At 65.1% G+C, this 16,949-nt stretch carries 17 protein-coding genes; 11 read left to right on the forward strand and 6 right to left on the reverse strand.

Annotated features, from left to right (window positions below; translation table 11 throughout):
- Nucleotides 1–6: 6 nt before the first annotated feature.
- Together G455_RS0119550 and G455_RS0119555 are read right to left on the reverse strand one after the other, a co-directional pair.
- Nucleotides 7–663 (reverse strand): ABC transporter ATP-binding protein, encoded by a 657-nt coding sequence (locus G455_RS0119550; protein WP_028095236.1) that lies wholly within the window; start codon nucleotides 661–663, stop codon nucleotides 7–9.
- Nucleotides 664–682: 19 nt separating this feature from the next.
- Complete coding sequence (locus tag G455_RS0119555; protein WP_229861806.1) at nucleotides 683–1,990, reverse strand: sugar transporter; 1,308 nt, start codon at nucleotides 1,988–1,990, stop codon at nucleotides 683–685.
- 88 nt (nucleotides 1,991–2,078) lie between these two features.
- Between G455_RS0119555 and G455_RS0119560 the strand changes: the two genes are divergently transcribed.
- A complete protein-coding gene (locus G455_RS0119560; protein ID WP_051312640.1) occupies nucleotides 2,079–2,900 on the forward strand; it encodes an ABC transporter permease in 822 nt (273 codons plus the stop codon).
- Here the strand turns inward: G455_RS0119560 and G455_RS0119565 are convergent.
- Nucleotides 2,897–3,880 (reverse strand): glycosyltransferase, encoded by a 984-nt coding sequence (locus G455_RS0119565; protein ID WP_229861805.1) that lies wholly within the window; start codon nucleotides 3,878–3,880, stop codon nucleotides 2,897–2,899. The genes G455_RS0119560 and G455_RS0119565 overlap by 4 nt on opposite strands.
- Before the next feature lie 149 nt (nucleotides 3,881–4,029).
- On the opposite strand from G455_RS0119565, the gene G455_RS0119570 reads away from it, so the two are divergent.
- Nucleotides 4,030–5,031: an NAD-dependent epimerase/dehydratase family protein gene (locus G455_RS0119570; protein WP_028095240.1), complete on the forward strand. Its 1,002-nt coding sequence runs from the start codon at nucleotides 4,030–4,032 to the stop codon at nucleotides 5,029–5,031.
- A gap of 154 nt (nucleotides 5,032–5,185) precedes the next feature.
- On the opposite strand, the gene G455_RS0119575 is transcribed toward G455_RS0119570, so the two are convergent.
- The gene (locus G455_RS0119575; protein WP_028095241.1) at nucleotides 5,186–6,292 is read right to left on the reverse strand and encodes a ParB/RepB/Spo0J family partition protein; all 1,107 of its coding nucleotides are present in this window, start codon (nucleotides 6,290–6,292) and stop codon (nucleotides 5,186–5,188) included.
- A gap of 40 nt (nucleotides 6,293–6,332) precedes the next feature.
- Nucleotides 6,333–7,739: an AAA family ATPase gene (locus G455_RS0119580; protein ID WP_028095242.1), complete on the reverse strand. Its 1,407-nt coding sequence runs from the start codon at nucleotides 7,737–7,739 to the stop codon at nucleotides 6,333–6,335.
- Between the two features lie 374 nt (nucleotides 7,740–8,113).
- Here G455_RS0119580 and G455_RS0119585 point away from each other — a divergent pair, with 374 nt between their 5' ends.
- The 6 genes from G455_RS0119585 to rfbA all read left to right on the forward strand — a co-directional run bounded on the left by G455_RS0119585 (nucleotide 8,114) and on the right by rfbA (nucleotide 13,634).
- Nucleotides 8,114–9,136 carry a replication initiator protein A gene (locus G455_RS0119585; protein WP_028095243.1) on the forward strand — a complete coding sequence of 341 codons (1,023 nt, stop codon included), beginning with the start codon at nucleotides 8,114–8,116 and terminating at the stop codon, nucleotides 9,134–9,136.
- A gap of 114 nt (nucleotides 9,137–9,250) precedes the next feature.
- Nucleotides 9,251–9,811: a dTDP-4-dehydrorhamnose 3,5-epimerase gene (gene rfbC / locus G455_RS0119590; protein ID WP_028095244.1), complete on the forward strand. Its 561-nt coding sequence runs from the start codon at nucleotides 9,251–9,253 to the stop codon at nucleotides 9,809–9,811.
- A complete protein-coding gene (rfbB, locus tag G455_RS0119595) occupies nucleotides 9,808–10,857 on the forward strand; it encodes a dTDP-glucose 4,6-dehydratase (protein WP_028095245.1) in 1,050 nt (349 codons plus the stop codon). The genes rfbC and rfbB overlap by 4 nt, the downstream gene beginning before the upstream one ends.
- Nucleotides 10,854–11,912, forward strand: coding sequence for an acyltransferase family protein (locus G455_RS0119600; RefSeq protein ID WP_051312641.1), 1,059 nt, complete (start codon nucleotides 10,854–10,856; stop codon nucleotides 11,910–11,912). The genes rfbB and G455_RS0119600 overlap by 4 nt, the downstream gene beginning before the upstream one ends.
- Entirely contained in the window at nucleotides 11,909–12,760 is an 852-nt protein-coding gene (gene rfbD / locus G455_RS0119605; protein WP_229861804.1) for a dTDP-4-dehydrorhamnose reductase, read from the forward strand. The genes G455_RS0119600 and rfbD overlap by 4 nt, the downstream gene beginning before the upstream one ends.
- Nucleotide 12,761: 1 nt before the next feature.
- Nucleotides 12,762–13,634, forward strand: a complete 873-nt coding sequence (gene rfbA, locus G455_RS0119610; protein ID WP_028095248.1) for a glucose-1-phosphate thymidylyltransferase RfbA — start codon at nucleotides 12,762–12,764, stop codon at nucleotides 13,632–13,634.
- Between the two features lie 54 nt (nucleotides 13,635–13,688).
- On the opposite strand, the gene G455_RS0119615 is transcribed toward rfbA, so the two are convergent.
- Nucleotides 13,689–14,816, reverse strand: a complete 1,128-nt coding sequence (locus G455_RS0119615) for a polysaccharide biosynthesis/export family protein (protein ID WP_028095249.1) — start codon at nucleotides 14,814–14,816, stop codon at nucleotides 13,689–13,691.
- A 35-nt stretch (nucleotides 14,817–14,851) separates the two neighbouring features.
- On the opposite strand from G455_RS0119615, the gene G455_RS0119620 reads away from it, so the two are divergent.
- The 3 genes from G455_RS0119620 to G455_RS0119630 form a co-directional block, all read left to right on the forward strand.
- Nucleotides 14,852–15,796: an NAD-dependent epimerase/dehydratase family protein gene (locus tag G455_RS0119620; RefSeq protein ID WP_229861803.1), complete on the forward strand. Its 945-nt coding sequence runs from the start codon at nucleotides 14,852–14,854 to the stop codon at nucleotides 15,794–15,796.
- 10 nt (nucleotides 15,797–15,806) lie between these two features.
- A complete protein-coding gene (locus G455_RS0119625) occupies nucleotides 15,807–16,421 on the forward strand; it encodes a sugar transferase (RefSeq protein ID WP_028095251.1) in 615 nt (204 codons plus the stop codon).
- A 130-nt stretch (nucleotides 16,422–16,551) separates the two neighbouring features.
- A partial coding sequence (locus tag G455_RS0119630; protein WP_028095252.1) for a UTP--glucose-1-phosphate uridylyltransferase occupies nucleotides 16,552–16,949 on the forward strand: 398 nt, incomplete at its 3' end.

The following is a 16,949-nucleotide window of genomic DNA, read 5'->3' on the forward strand; positions in this document are numbered from 1 at the left end:
GGCCCCTCATCTGGCCAGAATCGCCTCATGCATTTCGATCGCCTCCTCGAGATCGTCGAAATATTGCACCTGGCCGTTTTCCAGCACCAGGCCGGCATCGCAGAAGGCCCGGACCTGGCTCATCGAGTGATTGACCAGGATCGCGCTCGAGGTCTTCATCCGATCGGCGAAGACCGCCCGGCTCTTGCGCTTGAAGGCGGCGTCGCCGGTGGCGGTGACCTCGTCGACCAGATAGGTGTCGAAATGGATCCCCATCGAGGCGCCGAAGGTCAGCCGCGATTTCATCCCCGAGGAATAGCTGCGCACCGGCATGTGGAAGGATTTGCCGAGCTCGGCGAAATCCTCGACGAAGGCCATCAGACCGTCGGTATCCACCCCGTAGATACGGGCGATGAAGCGCACGTTCTCCGCCCCGGTCAGGTCGCGGTGGAACGATCCGCCGAAGCCCACCGGCCAGGAGATCGACCCATCCGAGACCACCCGTCCGAAATCGGGCCGCATGGTGCCGGCGATGATTTGCAACAGGGTCGATTTCCCCGCCCCGTTGCGCCCCAGAAGCGCCAGCGACCGCCCCGTCGGCAGCGTCAGGTTCAGGTGGTCGATCACCACCTTGCGCTCGCCCTTCAGACGAAAGCTCTTGGTCAGGTTCTCGAACCGGATCATCCCTTGTCCCGGGCTCCGCTCAGCTTCGGTCTCGGATCGAATAATAGACCAGCGCCCCGATCGACCACAGCAGGATCAGGAACAGCGCGGCCAGCCCCGTGACCAGCGGCCGATTGGGGAATTCGGAATCCTGCGCCAGGGTCGGCCGGATATAGGTCGCCAGATAGCGGCTTTGCCGGGCGGCATCGTCGCGAGCCACCTGCAACGCGGTCAGCGCGGCGCGATAGGTCTCCTCGGCATATTGCAGATCGACGTTCAGACTTTCGAATTCCGAGATCAGTGACGGGTAATCCTCGCCCACCGCGCCGGTGTCGGTATTCTCGCTGGTGAAGGTCTGTCGTTCGATCCGGATGCGTTCGCGGATCACGTCGATCAGCTGCTGCGCCTTGGTCAGCCGCGGGTCGCTGGCGCTGGCGGTCTCGCGCAGCAGATCATATTCGATCAGCGCCGAGGCCAGCTGTTGCTGCAGATTGTTCATCACCCCCATGCGGCCCTGGATATCGGCCGCCGGGTCGACGATCTTGGTCCGGGTGCGGAACCGGGTCAGCGCCTCGCGCGCGCCCTTCAGCCGGCTGATCGCCTGGTCGAGATCGGCCTGGGCATAACGCATCGCATCGGCCCGCGCCTGATCGTTCAGCCGGTTGATACGGTCCTGGCTCTCGCGCAGGATCACCTTGGTGATCGCCTGGGCGGTCTCGGGATCGAAGCCGCGGGCCTGCACCTCGGTCAACCCGGTGCCGCCATCATAAGAGATGCTGACGATCCGCTGCCAGTACCACAGCAGATCCTCGGTCGAGGCATCCGGCCAGAGCGCGAAGACCCAATCCATGGGCCAGGGCTTGGAATATTGCGCCCTGAGATCGACTTCGGCATCGACCGCATCGACCATTTCCTGGCTCTGGATGAATTCATAGAGGATATCGCTGTCCGAGGCGGTACTGCCGCCGGCGAATTGCGCCAGGCCGCCCAGAAGCTCGGTGGCGCCACCGCTTTCCTGGCCGCGCACGGTGAACCCCGTGGTCGACAGATACTGATCCTGCGCCTCGATCCAGAGATAGAAGATCACCGCCAGAAGCGGCAAGAGCACCACAATGCCAAAGCTGGCGATCACCCCCCAGTGACGCCGCTTCATCTGCGCCGGCCGGGCGATCGGCATCACCCGGACCGGGGCCGGTTCGCCAGCTTTCCGGTTGGCCCGGCGCGCCGCGCGACGGGCCGCCATCCGGCCGCCGCCACCGGCTCTGGGTTCCCCCCCGGTATCGGTCTCTGTTTCGGTATCGGCTCCGGTCACCTCATCGGCCCCGGCAGAAGAAATCTTGTTGGTCATAGCGGCCCACCCGGCGCGAAGCCGTTTGAAATCATGTGCGATTGCTTACATAACTGCGTATGTAAATGCCAGCATCGGAACGTTCTTCATGGCCATCCAACCGGCCCCGGCCCCCCAGACCCCACCGTCCGCGCAATATGGCCCCCATCGTTTCGCGACGCTGCGGACCACCCTGGCCCTGATGCTGCGGGAAATGTCGACCACCTATGGCCGCACCCCCGGCGGCTATGCCTGGGCCATTCTCGAACCCCTGGGCGCCATTCTGGTGCTCAGCCTCGGGTTTTCGCTGGTGATCCGGACGCCGCAGCTCGGGACCAGCTTCATCCTGTTCTATGCCACCGGCTATATGCCTTTCAGCCTGTATCAGAGCCTGTCGAACAAGATTTCCAAATCCATCGCTTTTTCGAAACCGCTGCTGCAATATCCCGCCGTCAGCTGGCTCGACGCGGTGCTGGCCCGGTTCCTGCTGAATGCGCTCACCGGCGTAACGGTGGCCTGCCTGCTGCTCTCGGGGATTCTCGCGGTGCTGGCGCATCAATCCGTTCTCGACCTGACCCCGGTGATCGAGGCCATGTCCATGGCGATCCTGCTGGGGTTGGCAGTCGGCACACTGAATTGTGTTCTGGTCGGTCTCTTCCCGATCTGGGAAATCACCTGGTCGATCCTCACCCGGCCGCTATTCATCGCCTCCGGCATCTTCTTTCTCTACGAAGGCATGCCGCCGCTGGCGCAGGATATCCTCTGGTACAATCCGCTGCTACATATCATCGGGCTGATGCGCTCCGGCTTCTACCCGACCTATCCGGCCACCTATGTCAGCCATCTCTATGTTCTCGGGGTGTCCCTCGCGCTGCTGACCCTGGGGCTGATCCTGATGGGCCGCTATCACCGCGACATTCTGAACCGCTAGCCGGCCGCCGCCAGCACCTCGGCGTGGGGGCGACAGACCCGCCCCCTCAGCCCGTCGCTGATCGCCCAGACCAGCAGCCGCAGGAAGGCGCCCCGCTCGCCCGGATGGTTGCGCAGCTTCATCAGCCATTTCGGCAGGATCAGCAGCATCGCCGGCCAGAACATCCAGCCTGCCGCCATGCGATAGAGAAACAGCAGGTTGCGGTGGTAATAATAGACCTTCCACAAGGGGCGGAACTGACCCGGGCGCGCCTCGAAGGTCGAACAATCGTGTTCGAAGCGGATCTCGGGGGCGAAGCGGATCCGTCCGCCCGCCTTGCTGAGCCCCAGCGTATAAAGCCCGTCCTCGCCATAGACGAACAGCCGCCCGTCAGGATAGCCGACCCGCGCCACCGCCGCCCGCGACACGAAGAGCCCGACGAAGGACGAGACATCGACCAGCCGCCCCCCGCCCTGGTAATCCGCCGGCGCGATATGGAACCCGCCGCGACCGCCGACCAGGGTGCGCAGGAATTCCCGCCCATGCCAGAACGGATTACGCGATGGGCGGTTCATCTCGCAGATACGCCCGTCGGGGAAATAGACCGCCGCGGCCACCCCGTCGATCTCCCGCTTGTCCAGTGCCGAGAAGGCCGCCAGCGCGCCCGGGGCCGGGCGGGCATCGTCATCCATCACCACCAGCCAGTCGGGATCGAACCGCGTCACCGCCTCGCGCATGCCCCATTCGAAGCCACCGGCCCCGCCAAGGTTCTCGGCGCTTTCCAGCACCACCAGCCGCGGATCGCTCTGCTCTGACAGCCAGGCACCGGTGCCATCGGTCGAGACATTGTTGACCACGACCAGCGCCTGCAGCTCTTCCGCCGGGCTGGCCAGCAGGCTGGTCAGCGTGTCCTTCAGCTTGTCCAGCCGGTTATAGGTGACCACCACGGCCACCAGACGCGAAGGGGCCTGCATCGCTGCCGGGGTGTTGCTTGCCGTCACTGTGCCGTCGTCCTTGCCTGCCCGTCCGGACCCTTGCGGGTCCTGTTCTCTTCCCCGAAAACTCACAAAAGCGCGGCCATGTCAAATCCTGCGACACCCTGCGCCCAAAGCCATTTGACAGCGCGCCGCCGCTGCGCCACCAAGGCGCCATGCGCAACGCCCTCATCACCGGCTCGGCCGGCTTCATCGGCTATCACCTCAGCGCCCGGCTGCTTTCCGAAGGCTGGCGGGTCACCGGGCTCGATTGCCTGTCCGATTATTACGATGTCGAGCTGAAGAAGCGCCGCCATGCGCTCCTGGCCCCCGACCCCAATTTCACCCCGGTGATCGGACGGCTGGAGGATCCGGGCCGGTTAAAGGCTCTGTTTCAGGACAATCGCTTCGATCTGGTGATCCATCTGGCTGCCCAGGCCGGGGTGCGCCATTCGATCGAGGCACCGCGCGATTATGTTGAGGCCAACCTGATCGGCACCTTCGAGCTGCTGGAAGCCGCCCGCGCCTGTCCGCCGGCGCATCTGCTGCTGGCCTCGACCTCCTCGGTCTATGGCGCCAACACGGATATGCCCTATGGCGAGCGCGACAAGGCCGATACCCAGATGTCCTTCTATGCCGCCACCAAGAAGGCGACCGAGGCGATGGCGCATTCCTATGCCCATCTCTATCGGCTGCCGACGACGATGTTCCGCTTCTTCACCGTCTACGGGCCCTGGGGCCGGCCCGACATGGCACATTTCAAATTCACCCGCGCCATTCTCGAAGGCCGGCCGATCGACGTCTACAACCGCGGCCAGATGCAGCGCGACTTCACCTATATCGACGATCTGGTCGATGGCATCCTCGGGCTGACCCGGGCGGTGCCGGGCGATGCCCCGGTGTCCGAGGTCGACAGCCTCAGCCCGGTCGCCCCCTTCCGTATCGTCAATATCGGCGGCAGCCGGCCGACCAAGCTGCTCGACTATATCGCTGCCATCGAGGCCGCCTGTGGCCATGAGGCCGAGAAGGTGATGCACCCGATGCAGCCCGGCGACGTGCCCGCCACCTGGGCCGATACCCGGCTGCTGACCGAGCTCACCGGCTATGCGCCGAAGGTCCCTGTCCCCGATGGCATCCAGCGCTTCGTCGACTGGTACAGGGACTATTACAAGATCTGAACCCGCCGTGTTTCGTGGCTTCATGTTTCGCGCGCGAAACATGAAGCCCGGCGCGGAAAACCCAAAACGCCGCCCCCGATCCCGTCGGAGGCGGCGTTCGTTTTGCCGCAAAAGACTCTGATATCAGGCTCTAACGTTTCGTGTGCGAAACATCTCAGCGCTGGCGCAGCCAGTCCTGCAGCGCCTCCATCAGCGCCGCATTGACCCCCGGTCCGGTCAGCTCGATCCGGTTGCGGTCGGCAGTGAAGCTCAGCCGCACCCCGGCGCCGACCGGCTGGGTGACCCGTTCGCCCGCCGCCGGCAGGTCATCCGTGCTGCGCAGACGCGGGCGGGCAGGGGCCGCCGGCACAGACACCGCATCGGAAACGACAGAGGCAGGAGAGGCCAGCTCAGGCTCTGGCCGCGTCAGGGCCGCCGACAGAATGGCGATCTCCTCAGCCGGGGTCTCGCAGGCGGCGGCACTCAGATCGGCGGCCAGCCGCACCTCCAGCCCAGGATCGGCCTCCAGCGCCTTGACCAATGCCAGCCCGAGCTTTTCCGAAATCGCGGTCGGATGGCGCAGCACCGGATCCAGCACCTCGACCAGGGCCATGAAACTGCCGATCTTCGAGCGTTTCGACCGGCTCACCGAGCCGTAGAGCGCGCGCAGCGCGGCGCGGGCATCGGGATAGACCCCTTCCTCCACCGCGCGGGAGGCGATCCGGGCGCGTTCGTAAAAGCTCAGGTTCACCCGGATTTCGTTTTCTTCGACCATCGCCACATAGGCATCCGAGGCGCTGTCCGGATCGACCACCAGGGCGCGGGCAAAACCGAAGCGAGAGTCTTTCGTCCTGTCATAGAGCCTGTTCAGTGCCGTCAGCCGACGCCAGCCGGAGATCAGCCCATAGGTCTTGCCGCCCTGCGGCGCCGGCAGGCGCATCACCTCGATCGGGGTCTGCTGACCGCGGGCCTCGAGGCTCGCCATCAGCGCCTCCATCTCGTCCTCGTCCTGCACCAGACGGTCGCGCACCAGATGGGTGGCCTCGATCGCCCAGAGCGGCAGCCGCTCCAGCATCAACCCCTGGGCGCGGGCCGTCTCCATTTCGGCGGCCAGTTCTTCCAGAGCGGCGCGGGCGGCGGCATCGCCGCTGACCTGGGCGATGGGCGGCGCGATCGACGCCGGGGTGGAGAGCGAGGGCGACAGCGCCGTGGGCCGCGCATTGGCAGGTTCGCCCTCAAGATAGCCGGGCTGTGCCGGGGTCAGTCGTCTGCGTTTGGCCATCTCTGCTCTCCTTGCCAGCCCTGTTGCTTCAGGCTCTGTCTCATGCCGGGGTTAAGCCGGGCTCAGCGGTGCGCGCGGCCTCCAGCTCCTCCCGCCGCCAGACGCCCAGCAGCAGGCGCTTGAAGGCGGCATAGGTCTCATCGAAAGTCTCGCGCCCACGGGCATAGGTCTCGCGGTTGAAGTCGCGATAATCGGCCTCGTAGATGCCGGAGACCTGCTCCCCCGCCTGGCCGATCAGCGCGGTGAAATCCTGCCGGTGAGGCGACAGGGTGCGGCCGAGATAAGCCTGGATCAACGCCGAGAGCTCGCCTTGCTGGGCGCCGTCGAAGCGGGTGATCACCGCGCGCACCGCATCCCATTCGAAGGCGAGGCCAGGCCGCCCCAGCGCGCGGGCGGCGATATTCTCGCCCTCCTCGATGCTGGCGAAAGTGGAATGCAGCATGTCGAAGAAGCGGCCCGTTGAATCGAATTCCAGGAAGGAGGCGCCGAAGGGCACCAGCAGGATATCAGCGGCGGCCAGCCCGTTGATCGTCAGATATCCCAGCGCCGGGGGGGTATCTATGAAGATCAGATCATATCGATCCATCACCCCATCGGCTTCCAGCCGGTCGGTCAGCGCGTCCCACAGCTTCCAGCCGCGCGCCTGCATCCGCCAGACCGGGATCTGGAACTCGGCCCAATAGAGGTTCAGCTGCGCCCCGATCAGGTCGATATTGGGCCAATGGGTCGATTGGATCACATCCGCCGCGGTCATTTCCAGCGCTGCCGAAAGCGTATCGTCCAGCGGCTGCGGCGCCTCACCCCGATCCAGCCGGCGCTGGTTGTCGGCACGCAGATATTCGCCGTAATGCCGCGCCAGGAGCGGGAAGGCGGTCTGCCATTCATCCTCGACCTTGCCACCGAAGATCGAGGTCATCGAGCCCTGGCTGTCCAGGTCGATCACCAGCACCCGATAGCCATCGAGCGCCGCGGACATCGCCAGATGCGCCGCGGTCGAGGTCTTGCCGACGCCACCCTTGAAGTTGGCCACCGCCACCAGTTTCGCCGGCAGGCCTGGGGGGCGGTAGGGCAGGTAGTTCTTGGCCTTCGATCCCTGCGCCGCGAAGAAGGCGCGCAGGCGCAGCACTTCGTCCAGGGTGAACCACTTGGCGCCGCCCTCGGTCTCGCTGGTGCCTTGGGGCAGCTCGGGGTTCTGCTTCAGCACCCGGCGAAAATGCGCCTGCGCCACCGGGATCAGATAGCGGGTGATCTCCCAGGTGGAGAACAACCGCAGCGTCTTGCGCCCCTCTTCGTTCAGCCCGCGGCTGGCCAGGTCGCTGCGCCCCCGGGCACAGGCCTCGGCGATCGAGGCGAAGCCCTGGGTGCTGGTGGGTTGGTCCAGCTCCTCCATCGCCGCATCTGGATCAATGTTGAAATAGGGGGGCAGGGGGATGCTGTCCTTGACCATGGTCTTGCTCGATGTGCTGTGTTTTCGTCATGATATCACAAAAGGCAGCACATGAAAGAAAAAGGCGAACACGTCGCGATTTTCTCAGCAAATTCAGGGGGGAGGACCAAGCGTTCAGTCAGAGGTTTTGTCCCGGCTGAAAAATTTTTCCTGTTATATCTGTGTTATATATAAGTTACGGGTCAAGAGCGTTTGACATAACCATATGTATGATAAGGGAATTTTGGCCATCCTGAAACCTTGGGTGAATCTGAACCCACGTTTGCCCGACTCTGAACCCCCGATAAAGCGATTCCGAACCCCCGTTGCGGCAGATTGTGGATAACTCTAGGCTGGGCGTCATTGAAACCACGATAACGAGTCGGATACCGACCATGAGCAGTGTGACAGTGAACGGGGCGGGCAGCCTGCTGCCTGACCGCCACCGGCAGGGGGATTTTTTCCTCTGCGATATCTTCGACGCCATTCCCAAGGACGATATCGCCAGCATGGAACATCCGCTGTTCTCGCTGGCGACGCGGCCGGATCAGCGGATCCTGAATTACGCCCACAACGGGGTGGAGATCACCGTGACCCCCAGCGTCAAGGGGCTGGCGACGATCCACGACAAGGACATCCTGATCTTCTGCATCAGCCAGCTGATGGCAGCGCTGAACGCCGGGCGGCAGATCAGCCGCACGGTCTATCTCAAGGCGCATGACCTGCTGATCGCCACCAACCGCGAGACCAGCGGTGACGCCTATCGCCGGCTGCGCGAGGCCTTCGAGCGGCTGGCGGGCACAAGGATCACCACCAATATCGTCACCGGTGAGCATGAGGTGACCACCGGCTTCGGCATGATCGAAAGCTGGGAGATCGTCCGCAAGAGCCGCGGCGGCCGCATGGTCTCGGTCGCGGTGACGCTGTCCGACTGGCTCTATCGGGCGGTGCTGTCGAAATCGGTGCTGACGCTTTCCCGCGATTATTTCCGGCTGCGCAAACCGCTGGAGCGGCGCGTCTATGAACTGGCGCGCAAGCATTGCGGCCGTCAGCCGGACTGGGTGATCTCGGTCGAGACGCTGTTGAAGAAATCCGGCTCCGCCAGTCCGCGGCGGGTGTTTCGCAAGATGCTGCGCGACATGATCGCCGCCGGCCATCTGCCCGATTATACCATGGAGGAGCTGGACGGCGATCTGATCCGCTTCGCCCCGCGCGATCGCCTGGTCGAGGCGCCGGCGACGCCGCCACGGCTGAGCGAACGGGCGCTGGAGCAGGCGCGCGACATCCTGCCGGGCTGGGACGTCTATGCGCTGGAGGCCGAGTGGCGCGGCGTCTGGGCGCGCTCCGGCGCACCGAAGCTGCGCAGCCCCGATGCGGCCTTTCTGGGCTGGGTGAAAAAACGCGCGGCCGGGGCGTGACCAGACGGTCGCGCTCTGGCAGATGATGGGACATCATGGCAGCGTCGCGGTTTGACCATATTCTGGTCGCTTTCGGGCTGTATCACTGCCGGCCATTGGACTTGAGGGATAGTCATGCAGATCGACACCACCCCGCTGCCGGGGCTTTTGATCCTGACGCCGCGCCGCTTTGGCGACGCGCGCGGGTTCTTTTCCGAAAGCTGGAACCGGAAGACGCTGGAGGGGCAGGGGATCGCGCTGGATTTCGTGCAGGACAATCATTCGCTGTCAGGGCAGCTGGGCACCATCCGCGGCCTGCATTATCAGGCGCCGCCCCATGCCCAGGACAAGCTGGTGCGCTGCGGCCGCGGTGCGCTTTTCGATGTGGCGGTCGATATCCGCCGCGGCAGCCCGACCTATGGCCAGTGGTTCGGACTGGAGTTGAGCGCGCAGAATGGCAAGCAATTGCTGGTGCCGAAGGGCTTCCTGCACGGCTTCGTCACCCGGCAACCGGACACCGAGATCTGCTATAAATGCACCGATTACTATGCCCCCGATTGTGACGGCGCGGTGCGCTGGGACAGCTGCGGCATCGACTGGGGGCTGAGCGCCGATCCGGTGCTGTCCGACAAGGACGCCGCCGCCCTCCCCTTCGCCGAATTCGAAAGCCCCTTCACCTGGGAGGGCGCGGCATGAGGCTGCTGGTCACCGGCGGTGCCGGTTTCATCGGATCCGCGGTGGTGCGGCTTGCGGTGGCGCGCGGGCATGAGGTGATCAACCTCGATGCGTTGACCTATGCCGCCTGTCTCGACAATGTGGCGAGCGTGGCGGACAGCGCGGCCTATACCTTCGTGCGCGCCGATATCCGCGACCGCGCCGCGCTGGATCGGGTCTTTGCCGAACAGGCCCCCGATGCGGTGATGCATCTGGCCGCCGAATCCCATGTCGACCGGTCGATCGACGGGCCGGGCACCTTCATCGAGACCAATATCACCGGCACCTACAACATGCTGGAGGCGGCGCGGAAATATTGGCTGGAGCAGGGCAAGCCGGAGCGCTTTCGTTTCCACCATATCTCTACCGACGAGGTGTTCGGATCGCTGCCCGCCGATCCGTCGGTGAAATTCACCGAAGAGACACCTTACGATCCGCGCTCGCCCTATTCGGCCTCGAAGGCGAGCTCGGATCATCTGGTCCGTGCCTGGCACGAGACTTACGGGCTGCCCACGGTGCTGACCAATTGTTCCAACAATTACGGCCCCTATCACTTCCCCGAAAAGCTGATCCCGGTGATCATCCTCAACGCGCTGGCGGGCCAACCGCTGCCGATCTATGGCGACGGCTCGAACATCCGCGATTGGCTCTATGTCGAGGATCACGCCGCGGCGCTGCTGCTGGTGGTCGAGAAGGGCGAACTGGGACGGTCCTATAACATCGGCGGCGAGAACGAGCGGAGCAATCTGGAGCTGGTGCAGACGCTTTGCGCCATTCTCGACCGCAAGCGGCCGAAGGCCACAGGATCCTATGCCGATCAGATCACCTTCGTCACCGACCGGCCGGGCCATGATGCGCGCTATGCCATCGATCCCGGGCGCATCCGCGCCGAACTGGGCTGGCGGCCTTCGGTCACCGTCGAAGAGGGGCTGGAAAAAACCGTCGACTGGTATCTGGCGAACGAACCCTGGTGGCGGGCGCTGCAGGATCGCCAGGGTGTCGGTGAACGGCTGGGGGTCGGAACGTGAGCTGGCTGGCCGATGCACCGCGGATCGCCGACCGCTCTGGCGGGCGGGACAATAACTTCGATCTGATCCGCATGCTGGCCGCCACCGGGGTGATGGTGTCGCATGCCTATCCGCTGGCGTTGGGGGCGGAGACGCCGGAACCCTTCGAGACCTTCCTGAAGGGCGACAACCTGGGCCGCGTCTGCGTCTTCGCCTTCTTCTCGATCTCGGGCTTCTACATCGCCCGCAGTTTCCTGGGCAAACGCGATATGACCGCCTTTCTGCGGGCGCGGATCCTGCGGCTCTATCCTGCGCTTTTCGGCATGTTGCTGGTGACCGGTCTGATCGCCGCGCTGGTGTTGTCGCATGCGCCGGGCATCTGGGCGGCGCTGCCCGGCTATGTGCTGCGCGGGCTGACCTTTTCCGGCAGCGGCCTGCCGGGGATGTTCCCGGACAACCCGCTACCGGGGACAATGAACGGCTCGCTCTGGACCCTGCCCTATGAGGTGCTGTTCTATCTCACGGTGCTGGTGGTCGGGGCGCTGGGGCTGTTCGACCGCAAGCCGCTGGTCGCACTGATCGCGCTGCTGTTTCTGGCCAGCTATTACGTCGGGCCGATGCTGACCGGACGCTATTACGTGCTGTCGGCGCTCTATCTGGGGCTGCCCTTCCTGGTCGGGGTCTGTTTCTACCTCTGGCAGGACCGTATCCCGCTCAGTCCGGTGATCGCCGCCGGGCTGGTTCTGCTGGTGCTGCTGCTGCGGCCGACGCCGTTGTTCCTGCCGGTCTTCATCCTGGCGCTGGCCTATGGGCTGTTCTGGCTGGGCTTTGCCCGCACCCCGAGGCTGCAGGCCTATAACCGGTTGGGGGACTATTCCTATGGCACTTATATCTACGCCTTTCCGGTCCAGCAGACCGTGGCCGAGATCGGGGTCGGCATGGGCGGGATGACACCCTTGGGGCATCTGGCCATCGCCATGCCGGTGACCTTCATCCTGGCTGTGCTGTCCTGGCATCTGATCGAGGCGCCGGCGCTGCGGCTGCGGCGGCTGGCATTCTGGAGGACGGGAGCATGAAGGACATGCTCGTTTTCGGGCAGACGGGCCAGGTGGCCCGCGAATTGGCGCATCATGCGGGGATGCGCTGCCTTTCCCGCACCGAGGCCGATCTGGCGGAGCCTGCGGCCTGCGCCGCGGCGATCCGCGCCCATGCTCCGCGCGCGGTGATCAATGCCGCTGCCTATACCGCTGTCGACAAGGCCGAGAGCGAGGAGGCGCTGGCGCATCGGATCAATGCCGAGGCGCCCGGCGCCATGGCGCGGGCCTGCGCCGATCTGGACATTCCGTTCATTCAGCTCTCGACCGATTATGTCTTCGACGGGGCGGGCACGGCGCCTCGCGCCCCGGCGGAGCCGACCGGGCCGCTCAACGCCTATGGCCGGACCAAGCTGGCCGGCGAGCGGGCGGTGCTGGCGGCAGGCGGCCCCCATGCGGTGCTGCGCACCTCCTGGGTGGTCTCGGCGTATGGCAGCAACTTCGTCAAGACCATGCTGCGGCTGGGCAAGAGCCGCGACCGGATCACCGTGGTCGCCGATCAGATCGGTGGCCCGACCCCGGCGCGCGATATCGCTGCCGCCTGCATCAAGATCGCCGAAACCCTGATCGCAGAGCCTGCGAACTCCGGCATCTATCATTTCGCCGGCAGCCCGGACACCAGTTGGGCAGGTTTCGCGCGCGAAACATTCGCCCAGGCCGGCATCGCCTGCGAGGTGGTCGATATCCCCACCTCCGATTACCCGACCCCGGCGGCCCGGCCGCTGAACTCTCGGCTCGATTGTTCCTTGTTAGAGCCTGTTTTTGGCCTCTCCCGCCCGGACTGGCGGCAGGGGCTGCGTGATATTCTGCACGATCTGGGAGAGATTTGAGATGACCAAGCGCAAGGGCATCATCCTGGCCGGGGGATCCGGCACCCGGCTGTACCCGATCACCATGGGGTTGTCGAAACAGCTCTTGCCGATCTACGACAAGCCGATGATCTATTATCCGCTCACGGTGCTGATGCTGGCCGGCATCCGCGAGATCTGCGTGATCACCACGCCGCAGGATCAGGATCAGTTCAGGCGCACCTTGGGCGACGGCAGCCAATGGGGGGTCTCGCTGAGCTATGTCGAACAACCCAGCCCCGACGGGCTGGCGCAGGCCTATATCCTGGCAGAGGAGTTTCTGGCAGGCTCCCCCTCGGCGATGGTGCTGGGCGACAATATCTTTTTCGGCCACGGGCTGCCGCAGATGATGGCGCGGGCCGATGCGCAGGGGCAGGGCGGCACCGTCTTCGGCTATCACGTGGCCGATCCCGAACGCTATGGCGTGGTGGCCTTCGACCGGGGCGGCGCAGTGCGCGAGATCATCGAGAAACCCTCGGTGCCGCCGTCGAACTATGCGGTGACCGGGCTTTATTTCCTCGATGGCTCCGCCCCTGAACGGGCGCGGCAGGTGACCCCATCGGCGCGGGGCGAACTGGAGATCACCACGCTTCTGGGCATGTATCTCTCCGAGGGTCTGTTGCAGGTCGAGACCATGGGGCGCGGCTATGCCTGGCTCGATACCGGGACGCATGCCTCGCTCCTGGATGCCGGCAATTTCGTGCGCACCCTGGAGGACCGCCAGGGGCTGCAGGCCGGCTGCCCCGAGGAGATCGCCTTTAACCAAGGCTGGATCAGCGCCGAGGAATTGGCGGCGCGGGCGGCGATGTTCGCCAAGAACGATTACGGCGCCTATCTGGCCGGGCTGCTGGACTGAGCCCAAGCCCGGCAAAGCGGATCGGGGAGGCCGGGCCAGACGCCCGGCCGCCGATCAGTTCAGCACGTTGCCGGCGCGGCTGAAGACGCCGAAGAAGTTGCCGAAGATGTTCGAGATGGTCAGCGCATCGTTGATCGGCGATTCGGTGGCCACCACCAGATCGCCCGGCTGGATCTGGAACTTGCGGGCCGAGAACAGCCCGTCGGCCGAGGTCAGGTTGAGGGTGAAGACCACCCGTTCCTGCCGCGGCCCGCGCACGCCCGGCCGCAGCGCCGAGGCCGGATATTCACGCAGGATCAGCAACCCCTGCGGATCGGCCTTGCCATCGTTGACCCCGCCCATGATCGACACCGCGTCCATCGCCGAGACCTGATCCTTGGTGAAACGGTGCAGATCCTCGGAACCGGCGGCGCCAAAGGACAGGAAATAGCGGCGGTCCTGTTCGACGAAGACGCGGTCCCCCCCCTGCAGCCGGGTATCGAGCTGCGGTGAGCTCAGCAGTGTCTCGACCGAGGTGCCGTAGATCGCATTGCCGCGCATCAGCCGGATCTGCGGATTGAGCAGGCTGTCCTTGACCCCGCCGCCGGCGGCCAGCAGGCTGAGCACGGTATAATTGCGGTCCGGCATCGGATAGCTGCCGGGATTGCCGACGCCGCCGACCAGATCGACCGAATTGGCGCGCCCCTCGGACATGTTCAACTGCACCTGGGCCGAGGGCACGATCGCCTCGAGCGCCTTTTGCAGTTCGGCCCGGGCCAGTTCCGGGGTCTGGCCCGAGACGCTGATCTCGCCGACATAGGGCACGAAGATGGTTCCCGAAGAGGAGACCCTGACCTGATCGAGCTGGGTTTCCTTCTGGGTGGTGGTGGTCAGCAGTGAATTGTCGCTGCTGTCCCAGATCCGGATATCCAGCCGGTCGCCGGGGCGGATGATCTGGGTGGTGGGGCCGCGGCTGGTGCCGATCCAGCGCAGGGCGGCCAGATCGTTGGGGGCGGGCCATTGCGCCGCGGTGGGCAGGAACGAACGGGACACTTCATAGACGGCGAATTCAGGCGTCTCGTCCGAGGCCTGCTTCAGAACCTCCTCGCGCACCGGGGCGCCACTGGGCAGACGGCCCTTGGCGCAGGCGCCGGTCAGGCCGGCGAGGCCCAGAATCACGAGAAGGGTGAAAGCTTTGCGCATCTGCGGGGGGCCCGTTCCTGACAAGAATCCATTGGATGAAAATCATTGCAATTTCCGGGTCGCAAGATACTGCCCCCCGGGGAACGGTCAACCGTCAGGAGGAAATCGACATGGCCTTTGCGCGGATTCTGGTCCTGGGGGCCACAGGGCGGATCGGGGCGATCCTGCGCGCGCACTGGCCCGAGGGCCGGGGGCTGTGGCAGGCAAGGCCCGGTCGGGCGGGGGCCGGGGACGGCTGGCTGATCGGCGATCCGCTGGCCGATCCCGCCCGGATCGCGGGGCAGTGCGGCGATGTCGCGGCGGTGCTGGGGCTGGCCGGGGTCACCCCGACGCGGCGGCGGTCGGGGGACGATATGGCCGATAACATCGGTCTCGGCCTGGCGGCGGTGCGGCTGGGGGCCGCACTTGGCGCACCGGTGCTGCTGGCCTCTTCCGCGGCGGTGTACGGGGTGGGGCACAGGATGGTGCATGGGGCGCAGGCGGGGCTTTTGACCGAAACCCTGCCGCCGCACCCGGTGACGGACTACGGCCGCGCCAAGGCCGAGATGGAGGCCCGTGCCGCCGATCTCGGGGCGGCGCTGGGGGTGGCGGTGTGCGCGCTCCGGATCGGCAATATCGCCGGGGCGGATGCCATTCTGGGCGGCTGGCGGCCCGGCTTCACGCTCGACCGCTTTGCCGATGGGCATACGCCACGGCGCAGCTATATCGGGCCGGTGACCTTGGCCCGGGTGCTGGAGCGGCTCTGTCTGATCCCGGATCTGCCGGGGCTGCTCAATATCGCGGCACCGGGAGTGGTGGAGATGGGGGCGCTGCTCGATGCCGCCGGGCTGGCCTGGGTGCCGCGGCCGGCGCCCGACGGCGCCATTGCGCAGGTGGCGCTGGATGTGACAGGGCTGTGCGATCTGCTGCCGCTGGTCCCGGCCACGGCCGCAAGCCTGGTTGCCGAATGGCGCGGCCTGGCGCAGGATCGGGCAGGGTGAGAGGCGGGCGATGACCTGGAGCAAGCGGATTTTCGATCTTTTCTTCGCCACCCTGCTGGTGGTGATCCTGGGCCCCATCTTGCTGGGGCTGTTGCTGTGGCTGCTGTGGAAGGAGGGCCGGCCGGTCTTCTATGTAGCCGAGCGGATGAAGGGGGTGGACCGGCCCTTCCTGCTGTGGAAGCTCAGGACGATGAAGGTGGTGGAGACCGACACCGGCGTCTCGGGCGGCGACAAGGCGGCGCGGATCACCCCCACCGGCGCCTGGCTCAGGTCGAAGCGGCTGGATGAATTCCCGCAGCTGTGGAACATCATCAAGGGCGATCTCAGCTTTGTTGGCCCGCGGCCTCCCTTGCGGGATTATGTCGAACGTTATCCCGAGATCTACAAAGAGGTGCTGAAATCGCGCCCCGGCGTGACCGGGCTGGCCTCGATCACCTATCACCGCCACGAGGCGGCGCTGTTGGCGCGCTGTGCGACGCCGGAGGAGACCGACGCGGTCTATTCCAGGGTCTGCGTTCCGGCCAAGGCACGGCTCGACCTGATTTACCAGCGGCACCAGAACATGTGCTATGATTTCGATCTAGTCTTCCAGACCATCGGCAATTTGTTTCGCCGGGGGGGATAGAACGGCGGGTTTGGGCCGAGATTCTGCCGGTTTCGGACGGGATAGTTGAAATTTTTCCCGAATGAAGGTTAGGAATCAAGGATAAGAGGTCAAAACTCAGTGGCATCAGCCGGGATTAGTTGAGGGAATTATGCGTAAGAAAGTAACGAAGGCGATTTTTCCTGTGGCGGGCCTGGGAACACGGTTTCTGCCGGCGACGAAATCGGTGCCGAAGGAGATCATGACGCTGGTGGACCGCCCGCTGGTGCAATATGCGATCGACGAGGCGCGGGCGGCGGGGATCAAGGAATTCATCTTCGTGATGTCGCGGGGCAAATCGGCGCTGGAGGATTATTTCGATCACTCGCCGGTGCTGGAGCAGGAGCTGAAGCGCAAGGGCAAGACCGAGCTCCTGGAGCTGCTGCGGTCGACCGATATGGAGTCCGGCGCGATCGCCTATATCCGCCAGAACAAGCCGCTGGGGCTGGGCCATGCGGTGTGGTGCGCGCGGCGGCTGATCGCCAACGAACCCTTTGCGGTGATCCTGCC

Origin of the sequence: Pseudodonghicola xiamenensis DSM 18339 (assembly GCF_000429365.1) — a bacterium.
GTDB classification, from domain to species: domain Bacteria; phylum Pseudomonadota; class Alphaproteobacteria; order Rhodobacterales; family Rhodobacteraceae; genus Pseudodonghicola; species Pseudodonghicola xiamenensis.

Bases quoted from the DNA above. Each gene is read 5' to 3' on its own strand.
- G455_RS0119550 (WP_028095236.1), bottom strand. From the start codon at position 663: ATGATCCGGTTCGAGAACCTGACCAAGAGCTTTCGTCTGAAGGGCGAG.
- G455_RS0119555 (WP_229861806.1), bottom strand. From the start codon at position 1,990: ATGACCAACAAGATTTCTTCTGCCGGGGCCGATGAGGTGACCGGAGCC.
- G455_RS0119560 (WP_051312640.1), top strand. From the start codon at position 2,079: ATGGCCATCCAACCGGCCCCGGCCCCCCAGACCCCACCGTCCGCGCAA.
- G455_RS0119570 (WP_028095240.1), top strand. From the start codon at position 4,030: ATGCGCAACGCCCTCATCACCGGCTCGGCCGGCTTCATCGGCTATCAC.
- G455_RS0119575 (WP_028095241.1), bottom strand. From the start codon at position 6,292: ATGGCCAAACGCAGACGACTGACCCCGGCACAGCCCGGCTATCTTGAG.
- G455_RS0119580 (WP_028095242.1), bottom strand. From the start codon at position 7,739: ATGGTCAAGGACAGCATCCCCCTGCCCCCCTATTTCAACATTGATCCA.
- G455_RS0119585 (WP_028095243.1), top strand. From the start codon at position 8,114: ATGAGCAGTGTGACAGTGAACGGGGCGGGCAGCCTGCTGCCTGACCGC.
- rfbC (WP_028095244.1), top strand. From the start codon at position 9,251: ATGCAGATCGACACCACCCCGCTGCCGGGGCTTTTGATCCTGACGCCG.
- rfbB (WP_028095245.1), top strand. From the start codon at position 9,808: ATGAGGCTGCTGGTCACCGGCGGTGCCGGTTTCATCGGATCCGCGGTG.
- rfbD (WP_229861804.1), top strand. From the start codon at position 11,909: ATGAAGGACATGCTCGTTTTCGGGCAGACGGGCCAGGTGGCCCGCGAA.
- rfbA (WP_028095248.1), top strand. From the start codon at position 12,762: ATGACCAAGCGCAAGGGCATCATCCTGGCCGGGGGATCCGGCACCCGG.
- G455_RS0119615 (WP_028095249.1), bottom strand. From the start codon at position 14,816: ATGCGCAAAGCTTTCACCCTTCTCGTGATTCTGGGCCTCGCCGGCCTG.
- G455_RS0119620 (WP_229861803.1), top strand. From the start codon at position 14,852: ATGAAAATCATTGCAATTTCCGGGTCGCAAGATACTGCCCCCCGGGGA.
- G455_RS0119625 (WP_028095251.1), top strand. From the start codon at position 15,807: ATGACCTGGAGCAAGCGGATTTTCGATCTTTTCTTCGCCACCCTGCTG.